General features: G+C 56.4%; 6 protein-coding genes and 1 pseudogene. All 7 read right to left on the minus strand.

What is annotated here, in order from left to right; translation table 11 throughout:
- Window positions 1-51 precede the first annotated feature (51 nt).
- The 7 genes and pseudogenes from A8O25_RS17930 to A8O25_RS17960 all read right to left on the minus strand — a co-directional run bounded on the left by A8O25_RS17930 (window position 52) and on the right by A8O25_RS17960 (window position 9,231).
- Entirely contained in the window at window positions 52-2,496 is a 2,445-nt protein-coding gene (locus A8O25_RS17930; RefSeq protein WP_066837777.1) for a TonB-dependent receptor, read from the minus strand.
- Between the two features lie 296 nt (window positions 2,497-2,792).
- Window positions 2,793-3,512: a DUF4097 family beta strand repeat-containing protein gene (locus A8O25_RS17935; RefSeq protein ID WP_066837779.1), complete on the minus strand. Its 720-nt coding sequence runs from the start codon at window positions 3,510-3,512 to the stop codon at window positions 2,793-2,795.
- A gap of 152 nt (window positions 3,513-3,664) precedes the next feature.
- Window positions 3,665-4,498 carry a DUF4097 family beta strand repeat-containing protein gene (locus A8O25_RS17940; RefSeq protein ID WP_074987995.1) on the minus strand — a complete coding sequence of 278 codons (834 nt, stop codon included), beginning with the start codon at window positions 4,496-4,498 and terminating at the stop codon, window positions 3,665-3,667.
- A gap of 20 nt (window positions 4,499-4,518) precedes the next feature.
- Window positions 4,519-5,457, minus strand: coding sequence for a HEAT repeat domain-containing protein (locus A8O25_RS17945; protein ID WP_066837780.1), 939 nt, complete (start codon window positions 5,455-5,457; stop codon window positions 4,519-4,521).
- Window positions 5,447-5,956, minus strand: coding sequence for an RNA polymerase sigma factor (locus tag A8O25_RS17950; protein WP_066837784.1), 510 nt, complete (start codon window positions 5,954-5,956; stop codon window positions 5,447-5,449). The genes A8O25_RS17945 and A8O25_RS17950 overlap by 11 nt, the downstream gene beginning before the upstream one ends.
- 299 nt (window positions 5,957-6,255) lie before the next feature.
- Window positions 6,256-6,615 (minus strand): hypothetical protein, encoded by a 360-nt coding sequence (locus A8O25_RS17955; RefSeq protein WP_066837787.1) that lies wholly within the window; start codon window positions 6,613-6,615, stop codon window positions 6,256-6,258.
- A gap of 208 nt (window positions 6,616-6,823) precedes the next feature.
- A pseudogene (locus A8O25_RS17960) lies at window positions 6,824-9,231 on the minus strand (penicillin acylase family protein).
- Window positions 9,232-9,757 lie beyond the last annotated feature (526 nt).

Here is a 9,757-nt window from a genome sequence, read left to right on the forward strand (position 1 = left end):
GGAAATTTATTCTGAGCCCGCATTCACTCATGCTCTCCCTTCCTCATTGCACTACTCGCCCTGTTTCAGATCATCGTTCCTGATGGTTTTCTTCTTGCGCGGGGCCTTCTTCGCGTCTGCCTGGCCAAATTTGTAGTCAAAACTCAGGCGCACAGCGCGGTTGTAGTTCAGGTTCTCATTTCTCTGGGTAAAAGCGGCGGTTTCTAACGCATAGCCGGAGTTGATGTAGGCGGTAAACGGGTTGTTCAGGCCCAGCGTCACGCTGCCTTTCTTCTGGAACAGCTCCTTTTTCACCGCCAGGCTGTGGTAGCCTGTGGCATAGGCGTGGCCCTGCAGGGTAACCCTGGCCGAATTGAAGCCCCCGGAGAACTGGCTGCTCCAGCCTTTCCCCAGGTCATAGCCGGTGCTGAGGGTAAGGTTGTACTGCCAGCCGTTGTTCCTGTAGCCTTCCCCCTGCAGTTGGTTGAAATACACATTGGCGCTGCCGCTAAGGTTCCAGGCGGGCACCGGTTTGGTAGAGCCGGCCACATTTAGGCCGTAGCTCAGGAGTCTGCCCGCGTTCCCATAGGTGTTCTGCGCCACGCCCTCTTCAATGGCCGGCGTGACCGGCTGTATGGTGTTGTCTACCTGGCGCAGGTACACACTGGTGGTCACCGAACTGGTCTTGTAGAAGGTGCTGTAGCCTGCTTCATAGAGGTGGGTGAGCTCTGGCTCCAGTTCAGGGTTCCCGAAGAAGATGCTCTTGGGGTCGCGGCTGTCCCGGTACGGGTTCAGCAGGAAAATGTGGGGCCGCTGTATGCGTTGCGTGTAGCTGAGTTTCACCGTCTGGTTTTCTTTTACGGTGCGGGAGAGGGTCACGCTGGGAATCATGTTCTGGTAGGTTTCCTCTAAAAAGGTGCCCGTGCTGGAAAAGTCGCCGTTGAGGCGGGTGCGCTCATACCGGAGCCCCGTTTTCAGGTGGTTCTTCTTGCCCAGCGCAAAGGCCAGGGTTGCATACCCCGCCAGCACGTGCTGCCGGTACTCAAAAATGTTGTCTTCTGGCGCGGCGCGGTTCTCCAGCGGGAACCTGATGTCATACTGCGCGTTGCTTTCCGCCCGGCGGATGATGGTTTTTGCGCCCACCTCCAGGGTTGTTTTAGGCGAAAACGGGTGCGTATAATCTGCCTGCAGGGTGGTTTCATGGTTCAGGCTGGCGTTGGTGTTGTGCTGCTGGTAGAACAGCTGGTCACGGGCATTGAGCTGCTCCTGCCGCACCAGGTTGTCTAAGTCAAACCGGCTGAGCTGCCCCAGCAGGGTGAATTCTTGCCGCGGGCTGAAAATGTGCGTGTACTCCAGGTTGGCATCTGTGCTGAAGGGGACAAACTCAAAGGCGCTGGTGTGGGAAATACGGTGCAGGGGCGCTGGTTCTGGGGAAAGCGTTTCCTGCTGCCCGTTGCCCTGGTAGCGGCCCAGATTGAGCTGAAACCCCGCGGCCAGAAAGTTCATAGAGTCCAGTTCATACTCCAGGCCCAGCTGCGCCGAACCGCCCCCGCCGTACACTTTCCCGTCGCCGGTCTGGGTGGTGAGGCGCTCAACGCCTTCTGTTCTCTCAGCACGGTACATGCCGTACCCCCTGGGCACCGCATAATGAAACGTGTTCAGGTTTACGTTGATGCCCAGCTGGCGGCGGCGCAGGCTGGTGTTGCTGAAAAGGCTGTTGTTCTGGGTGCCGGCCGTGAATCCTGCGCTCCCGCTCACGCCCTGCCGGTGGTTCTTCTTGGTGATGATGTTGATAATGCCCGCCGTGCCCTCCGCGTCATATTTGGCCGATGGGGTGGTCATGACCTCTACGCTCTTGATCTGGTCAGACGGAATCTGCTTGAGCGCATCTGCCAGGTTGGTGGCCAGAATGGTAGACGCCTTGCCGTTGAGGAGCACCCGCACATTGGAGCTTCCGCGCAGCTGCACGTTCCCGTCCCCGTCTACCGAGAGCGACGGCACTTTCTGGAGCACGTCTGCCGCATTGCCGCCCGTGTTGGTGAGGTCCTGGTCTGCGTTGTACACCAGCCGGTCGCCTTTGTCTTCTATGAGCGGTTTCTGCCCCACCACCGTCACCTCCTGCAGTTGGTTCACCGCGGGGGTCAGCTGTATTTCCCCCAGGTGCAGGGTTGGGTTCTGCGCCGTGACAGGTACGCTCTGCACCGTTTTGGCCGCATACCCAAGCAAGCTGCACATGACCGTGTATTCTCCTGCGGCCACTCCGGAGAAGTTGAACTGCCCCTGCCCGTCTGTGCGGGTGCCGTCTACGGTTTGGGTGGTGTTTTTCTTCATCAGCGCCACCGTGGCATAGGCCACCGGCTTGCCGCTGATGGAATCTTTGACCAGGCCAGAGATTTTCCCTTCGCCCTTGGCGGAAAGGGAATTTGACGGTGGTGCCTGGGCTTGGGCGAGGCTTGCCACCAAAACCGAAAGGCAAAGGCATAGCAGACCCGGCAAAAAGAGGGATCTTTTTTTCATAGTTCCAGCGGAATAAGGTTTTTAGGGGATAGGGTGGGGGGCTCTGAGAGGCGGTGCGTTTTTGGCGCTGTTTTCTGAAAAACAGGTCAAAAACAGGTTTTTCTATTTTCTCCCCTCTGGCAGGAGACACCGGTAAGCCAGAGGGCACATGTGTAAAATGGGAAGGAAGACCTTTCTGGCTGCGTTTCCACGTGGATCATTGGGAGCCAGCCCTGGCGGGCGGGAAGTCTGCGGGCGGGGTAAAGGGCAGTTTTCTGTTTTGGGGCTGTTTTTCTGAAAACAGCCCCAAAACACCCTTACTTTTTCCGCCGGAAGTAAATGTCATTGCTGATAGATTCCAGTTTCACGGTGGGGCCGCCTTCTTGTACTTTCCCTTTCAGGTCATAGCCCACCATGGGCGCCTCCTGGTGTTTCCCGTTCAGGGCAATCTCCAGATCTGAATACACTTCACCGGTGATGGTTTTGAGGGAGACGGCGGCGCCCTGCTGGGTGGGCCAGTCCATGTCTACAAACCCGCTGATGGATTTGGCGCTGACGGGGCCGGTGAGGCCACGCACCTCCACATTGCCGCTAATGGTTTTCAGCGTGACGTTGGCGTGGCGGGGTAGGAAAATTTCATAGTCAATGCGGGTGCAGGCGAAGTTGGTGGCTTTGCCGGTTTTGGTGTTGTAGTTGCCAAAGTTGCGGCTGTACCCGTCTGGGCAGTGGAGGCTGTCACTTTTAACGTCTTTGAACAGCTCATGCTTGAGGTTGGCCAATACGTTCAGCTGGTCTGGGGCGTCCTCAAAGGTCAGGACCATTGCTTCGTTCAGCTGACCGCCGTTGATTTCATAGCACACCTTGATGAGGGCTTCATTTTTGTTCCAGGCGGTGAGCTTAATGTCATTGGCAAACTTGAGGTGCAGGTTCACTTTCTTGGAGGCAGGCAGGGCGAAGGTCTTCTCCACCACTTTTTTTTGGGCATGCGCGGCCAGGGAGCCCCACAGCAGCAGGGCGGCCATTATTAATTTTTTCATAAGATGAATAGGTTAGAAGGAGGGGTGACTGTAAAGACAGAAGCGGGAGGGGTCTTTTCTGGGGCGGTGCTGGAAGAAGCCGGGAAGGGCAGGCGGTGCACGTTATGTCTGGCGCATGCCCCGGTCCCTATGCTTCTCCCATTGGGGTGGGCTTATTTCTTCTTTCTAATGTAAATGTCGCTGGAGATGCTCTGCACGTTGATTTCTACGCCGCCGCCGTTGGTTTTGCCGTCAATGTTGCCGCCGCCGCCAATCACGGCCAGGTTGCCTTTGTCACTGCGCTTCAGGTCCATGTCAAAGTCTGTGTAGATTTCGCCCTGCAGAGATTTGAGCTTGAAATTGGCTTTGGTGTTGGCGGGCAGGGTAACGTCTATCTCCCCGGCCACCGACGAAAGCGCGCTGGGTTTGTTTTGGTCTATAGCAGAGAAAACTACTTTAAGGGAGCCTGCGGTGGTGTTGGCCACCACCGGACCCGAGACGTTGGTGAAGGTAGCCTCAGCGTTGTTCAGTTTGGCTTCAATCTCGCCGTCCAGGTTGGAGATGGTGAGGTCGCCGCCCGTCCAGTTGGTTTCCTTGTACAGCACAGACGCGTTCCTGGGAACTTTGATGGTGAATTTCCCATCGTTTCTGGAGGCTTTGGCAATGGTTACAATATTGCCTTTCTTCTCTACAGACAGCCCCAGATTGGTGTTGTCTTCCATCTGGTTGTAGAGGGGCTTGAGGCCTTCGGCGCGTTTGGGCGGGGCTGTGTAGTCTCTGGTTTCAATGATCACCTCGTCCCCGTTGTAACCTTCAATGGCTACTTCGCTGTTGAACATGGTGAGCTGCACCTGCTTGTCTTTGCCGGTGCCCAGCTTGATTTTATAGGTTCTAAGATTACTCTCAGCGGTTTTTGCGGTTTTGCTGCCGCCGCCCGTGGCGGTTTGCGCAAAGCAAGTTCCGGTAAGCAGGAGGCAGGCCCATGCTAGTGCTATTGATTTTTTCATGTGGGTAACTGATTATGTGGTTAGATAAGGGTGCCAAGACCCTCTTGTGCTTTGAATTTTACAATAGGTAATAAATCATCACGGCCGGTGAGTTTCTGCAGGTGCGGGATGGCGGTTTTCTCTTTCAGGCTGATGATCATCTCAATCAATGTGACCTGCATCATAGGGTCTGTCTGGTTGCCCAGCGACTGAATAATGGCTTTGCGCGCCTCGGGCTGCTCCCTGAACTGGTACAGCGCCTCAGTGGCCGCCAGCCGCACGTTCACGTTGTTGTCATGGTTCATGGTCTTGATGAGCTGCCTGATCACCTTCCTGCTCTCGTCTGGCGTGAGGCCGTTGGTTTCCAGCTCCTGGGTCACCAGCTGCAGCCGGTCGCTGGCCGAGGCACTCACCGTAGTACTGGCCGCCCATACGGTTCTGGGCTTCTGCCGCGGCGATGGCGTGAAATTGCTTTCTTGCTTCTTCTCTACATCTGCCTCTGTTGCTGTTGCGGCGGTGGTCAGGGCCGTGTTCTCCGGGGCAGGTGCAGTTGCCTGTATAGGCGTTGTTTCCTGCGCCTTAGACTGTTGCTGCACGGCCGCTACATCTTTGGGGGCCGGGGTGAGCGAAGAATCCTGCCGGAAGTAATTGCCCGCCCAGAACGCCACCAATAGTAACGTGATGCTGGCCGCTATCTGCCAGGAGTATTGCCGGAACCAGTGCTGCTGCATCGGCGCCGCCGATGAAACTTGTAGTTGGGGCTGCTCAATCTTCTCAAAGAGCCAGTCATCTGAGAGAAACTTGTCCAGTTCTACCTCCTGCTCCTGGCCGTAGTGCTCAAACTGGACGGCGTGCACCTTGAGGTGGTCTGGCAGGAGCTTGGTCTGCCGGAAGAATTCCTTGAGCTGGTTCTCTTCTTCCAGAGACGTCTCGCCGTTGTAGTATTTCTCCAGTAAGGCTTCTATCTGTTCAAAGGGCATAATTTTCTAGCTTTAAAAGTCCGTCCCGCACGCTTTTCCGGGCTCTGGACAGGGCTACCCGTATGGCGTTCACGTTCATGCCGGTGACCTGTTCCACCTCCTCATATGAGTAGCCTTCCACGTCGCGCAGGTGCAGAATGACCCGCTGCTGCTCCGGTAGTTCCTTCACCAGTTCCTGCACCTTGTGCACCTGGTCTGCCAGTTCATAGCGCTGATAGGGCGTCTGCTCCCCAGAATTCAAGTCCATGTCACTCACATCTACCATCTGCTTGTTCTTGCGGCTTTTGAGTTTGTCCAGGCACAGGTTCTTGGTGATGCTCATGGCAAACGCCTCAATGCTGGCGTAGGCATGCAACTTGTGCTTGTTGGTCCAGAGTTTCAGGAACACGTCCTGCAAAATATCCTCAGCCTCCTCCTTGTTCTGGAGCATGAACAGCGCCAGCCGGTAGAGCTTCTGCTTGCTTGGGAGTACTTTGCTTTTAAACTCTTGTAAGTCCATTCAAATACAGAGACGCCCAAGGGCGGAAGTCATTACAGCGGGTTAGGAAATTTTTTCCAGGAAAGTGAGAAAAGCCTTCTGGTTGGATAATAAAGCGGATTTTTAGCTTGAAATTGTTGTTCAGATAAAAGAGGTTGGGGCTTTGGGATGCGGCTGTTTCCGGGCTGATTTGGGAAAAACAGCCCAGAAACGCCATGGACTGAACTAAGAGGCTAGTGGTGTTGTAGGTTGGGCTTTTTGGCACAGACGCCCGCAGGTCCTCCGGACGCTACAAGGTCTTTTGAACTGGCGTTTTTGGCCTACTTTCCTGAAAACAGGCCAAAAACACTACGCCACGCCCGCCGCACCAGAAACCCGGACAATGCACTCAAGCCACCCACAATCCCGCCCAGCAGCACCGTTACCGCCAGCAACAGCCACGGCGAGTTCAGGCTGAACATAGCTGCTACCCGCGTGCTTAGAATACCGTCTGTCACCATGTGCCAGAACAGCGCCGCTCCCAGCCACGTCACCGCAATGGCGGTAAAACCAGAAAAGAACGCCTGCCCCCCGCGGTGCGCCTTCCAGAACGCCATGGCAAAACAGATCACGGCTATAGACCACCACGGCAGGAAGAATTGGGCCAGGAGGCTGAAGAGAAGAATGAAGAGGAAGAGCATAACGGTTTGGTTTTGGTAGCAAGTTCTATAATGTGTTTTTTACATTCTTCTGTCATTCTGGAAGAATCTTGGTGGCGAACGGTAGTAGCTATCACCAAAGGCTTTTCTAATTCGCCCACAAGATTCTTCCAGAATGACAAGAGCGGGGAAGAAATTAATAAGGCAAGCATCTCCACGAACAACTAAGAACGGATAACGAACAACTAAACTACTTCCCCTTCATTACCCACACCACACCTGTCTGTTCCTTTCTATCGTCTATACCCTGCAAGAACAGCAACCGGTGCAACTTGCCCGCCTGCCAGTCATCTAGCAAATTATCATAGAAACGGCTGCCGGGGTTGCCGCTTTGGCCACCCGGGAACACGCCCCACGCCTGCACCTGCGGCCCCAGCTGCACCACCATGCGCCAGGAGGGGCCGTGGCTGCCGTTGAGGGCGTTAATGGAGTTGGCGCTTCCGCCGGTATTCAGTTCCTGCCCAAAGCCCGGCAGCTGCGCCAGGTGCCTGATGGCAGATTTTTTGGCTTTGCCCCAGCGTAGTTGCGCCGCAGCAGCAGGCAGGTTTTCTACCACCTTCTTAAAAGTGGTAGCAGCCACGTCCGTCACGGTTTCTTTCTGCGGGGTGGTCACGTCATCAAACCAGCGGGCGTTGGGCTCGTGTAAGAGCAGCTGCACCAGGCGGTCGGGGCCGGGGGCCTTGAATGTGTCTGCGGGGAATTCATCGGCCCAGACCGCCGTTGCGAACGCTTGCCACCATTGCTCAAACAGATACGGCGCCGTTTGGTCGGCATCATAGAAGTAGTTCCAGCGGGAAAGGGTTTGGTAGGCGGTTTTCTCTTTGGCATTCAGAGATTCCTGCTGGATCAACTGCAACAGCGTGGGCAGCACATTCTGGGGCACAAAACTGTAGGTGTCTGTCTGCAGCCGCCGGAAACTGTCTGGCGTGGCCTGCGTCATGGCCGAAAGGCGCTGGTTAATGCGCGCGCTGCGTTCATAGCCCGCAAAGCTGGAACCCAGGTAGTACGGGTAGTCCTTCGGGTGGACAGGCGTCTGGTTGGCCGAGCTCACAAAGCCCCGCGCCGGGTTCAGCACCTGCGGCACCTGCTCCATGGGAACCCAGCCCTGCCAATCATGGGCGGGGTTGGTGCCGTCCAGCAGAAACTGGCCCTGGCCCGGCCATTTCAGCGGAAACAGCCCATTAGAGATTATGGCAATGTTCTGCGAATCTGCATAGACGAAGTTAAAGGCAGGGGCGGCCCAGGTTTTCAGCGCTTCGCGGAATTGCGGATAGGTTTGGGCGCGGTTCACGGCGTACAGCGTCTTGAGTTCGTTCTGAGTGTCATGGCCGGTCCACCTGATGGCGTGCCCGGTGGGGGTGCTACTGCTTCTGAACGGCTTTTCATGGGGCAAATACGCCACGGGGCCGTGGTGGGTGTAAAGAACCGTGTCAACCACCGTTTGGCCCCCTTTTACCTTGATGCGCTCTATGAGGTGCCTAACTGGTTTTAACCTGCCGTTGTGCCAGTAACCCTGCCGCCGTGCGTCCTGAAACTTGACCTCATACCAGTCCAGCACATCGGCCCCCACGTTGGTCATGCCCCACGCTATGTTTCGGTTAAAACCAATGCCCACGCCCGGGGCCCGGGAATAATCACCCCGTAGCTGTTGATACCCGGCGCATGCAGCTGCACCACGTGCCAGATAGAGGGCAGGCTGAGGCCCAGATGCGGGTCTGACGCCAGCAGCGGGTAACCACTGGCCGTTTTAGAGCCCGCCACCGCCCAGTTGTTGCTGCCCAGGTTCTCAGGCTTCTGCCGTTCCAGCGCATGTGCGGCGGCCCCGGCCAGGTACTGCGCCGGCGTAGGCGGAACAGGCAGCGGGGTGAAAGCAGCGCCGGTTCCCGCCGGTACAATAGGCTCCTCCCGGAAAGGGTAGTGGGGGAACAGGTCTTTCACCACGGCTGCGCCGAATTTGCGCAGCGTGTTGGTCATGCGCAGGTCATCTGAGTACCCCGTCATGTCAAACGCCAGCATCTTGAGCAGCAAGGCAATCTTGAGGCCCGACCATCGCTCGGGCGCGTAATGCAGTACTTTGTACTCAAAGGGGTAATCGCGCGGCGAAAGCTGGTCAATATAGGCGTTGACACCGGCGGTGTAGGCTTCCATCACGGCTCTGCTTTGCGGATCTGCCTGTATGCGCTGGAGAGAGGCCTTTGCTGAGACCACCATGCCCATGCGGCGCTGGTAGCGGTCCATCTCCAGGGTCTGCGCGCCAATCACCTCAGACAATCTGCCGGCGGCGGCGCGGGTCATGAACTCCATCTGCCAGAGGCGGTCTCTGGCGGTGAGGTACCCCTGCGCAAAGTACAGGTCATGGTCATTCTGCGCGAAGATGTGCGGCACCCGCAGCGAGTCAAACCGCACCTGCACCGGCTGCTGCAGCCCCCCCAGGGATAACTCCGCAGAGCGGAAATCAGGGTCTGTCTCGTGACGCCAGAACCCTTCATACGGGCTCAGCAGCGGCCCCAGCGCCGGAATAATTCCGTGGGTCCGGTTCAGCACATACACGAGGGCAAGGGTGAAAGCGGTGACAAGAAGAGCTCTTATCCATTTCATAGCGGCGCGGCAAGGGGTTGGAAACTTCCTGTAAGATAGCCGCTTCTACAGGCATTGGCAAGAGGGCGCGCGAGTTTGTGTTTTGGGGCTGTTTTCTCAAAAACAGCTCCAAAACACAAACGGTCACCACAGGCAAGGCAGCAGCTAGAAGTATTGCCAGCAGCGCCCTTACGGTGGCATAACTTGGGAGGGTTTTCTGTTTTGGGCTGTTTTCAGAAAAACAGCTCTAAAACAGATCAGCAGAGTTCCTTCTCCCTGAGGGGGAAGGGTAGGAGGAGGGAAAACTGTTCATGTGGCAAAGCAACTGGTAAAGCAAGATGAACACCATCTAAGTAACTTTTGCGCCATAGTTGATGAAGCGTCTGCTCAAAAGACCTCGTAGCGTCTGGAGGACCTGCGAGCGTCTGCGCCAGTAGCCTTTGCTGCATAGCCAGCGCTGCCCCTCACCCTAGCCCTCTCCCTCAGGGAGAGGGAATCCCGGGAAATGCGTTTTCGGCCTGTTTTCAGGAAAACAGGCTAAAAAACG

Source organism: Rufibacter ruber, assembly GCF_001647275.1.
Taxonomy (GTDB): Bacteria; Bacteroidota; Bacteroidia; order Cytophagales; family Hymenobacteraceae; genus Nibribacter; species Nibribacter ruber_C.

Bases quoted from the DNA above. Each gene is read 5' to 3' on its own strand.
- A8O25_RS17930 (WP_066837777.1), bottom strand. From the start codon at position 2,496: ATGAAAAAAAGATCCCTCTTTTTGCCGGGTCTGCTATGCCTTTGCCTT.
- A8O25_RS17935 (WP_066837779.1), bottom strand. From the start codon at position 3,512: ATGAAAAAATTAATAATGGCCGCCCTGCTGCTGTGGGGCTCCCTGGCC.
- A8O25_RS17940 (WP_074987995.1), bottom strand. From the start codon at position 4,498: ATGAAAAAATCAATAGCACTAGCATGGGCCTGCCTCCTGCTTACCGGA.
- A8O25_RS17945 (WP_066837780.1), bottom strand. From the start codon at position 5,457: ATGCCCTTTGAACAGATAGAAGCCTTACTGGAGAAATACTACAACGGC.
- A8O25_RS17950 (WP_066837784.1), bottom strand. From the start codon at position 5,956: ATGGACTTACAAGAGTTTAAAAGCAAAGTACTCCCAAGCAAGCAGAAG.
- A8O25_RS17955 (WP_066837787.1), bottom strand. From the start codon at position 6,615: ATGCTCTTCCTCTTCATTCTTCTCTTCAGCCTCCTGGCCCAATTCTTC.